1 protein-coding gene and 1 pseudogene are annotated in these 866 nt (G+C 66.3%); both read right to left on the reverse strand.

Translation table 11 applies throughout. From position 1 onward, the window contains the following. A pseudogene (locus tag M8523_RS36405) lies at positions 1-303 on the reverse strand (recombinase family protein); the annotation flags it as partial. Positions 304-452: 149 nt separating this feature from the next. Continuing rightward, the coding region (locus M8523_RS36410; protein WP_345894374.1) for an MFS transporter at positions 453-866 on the reverse strand (414 nt) is incomplete at its 5' end.

Below are 866 nucleotides of genomic sequence, written 5' to 3' on the forward strand. Positions count from 1 at the left end.
GCGCCGTCGCCTTTCGGCCGGTGTAGACGCCCCTGCCCTTCGCCGCCTCAATGCCGGTCTGCTGCCGCTCGCGGATGAACTTGCGCTCCATCTCGGCCACCATGCCGAGAACGGTCACCAGGATCGAGCCGGTGGCGTCCCTGGTCGAAAAGTTGGGTCCAACACGGTGAGCGCGGCGCCCTTCTTTTCCAGCTCATGCACGAGGTTCAGAACGTCGCGCGTTGAGCGGCCGAGCCGATCGAGCTTTACGACCACCAGTTCGTCGTCCGGTCGGATGAATTCCATCACGGTCGCCAAAGCCATCACGCCGATCGCCGCCGCGACATAGCCCAGGCCAAACAGGTAGCCCAGAAAGGCTGCAAGGGCGGCGTTGACGGCGTTTCCGGCATGGTTGAAGGCCTCGTTGCGCGCGACGCGGTCGGCATAACGTTCGCGGCCGACGAGGCCCAGGGTCAGGGCGGCCACGAGAGGCGCCAGGCTGCTGTCGGCAATGCCGATGAGACCTGCCCGGCCGCCACGATCCAGAGCTGCTTCGAAGCGACGACGAGCACCGCGCCGATCGCGATGCAGGTGATGGCCAGGACCACGGCTGCGCGCTTGGCCGTAATGCGGTCGATCAACGCCCCGAGCGGCGCCGTCGCAGCGATGCCGGCGAGGCTCATGGCGAAGCCGGTGCGGGCGGGATCGAACCCCTGATGCTGGAGGTAGACGCCGAGAAAGGGGCCGAAGCCCTCCCGTGCGCCGGCCAGCGTGAAGTTGAAGGCGTCGAGACCGAGTGCTTGATTCATACTGGCCATCAGGGCGCGCGCTGTCCGCGACGATGAATTGAACGGCACGCGCCCGAAGGAAATCCGCAAATGCGGAAA

This window comes from Lichenifustis flavocetrariae (assembly GCF_026130545.1).
Taxonomy (GTDB): Bacteria; Pseudomonadota; Alphaproteobacteria; order Rhizobiales; family Beijerinckiaceae; genus Lichenihabitans; species Lichenihabitans flavocetrariae.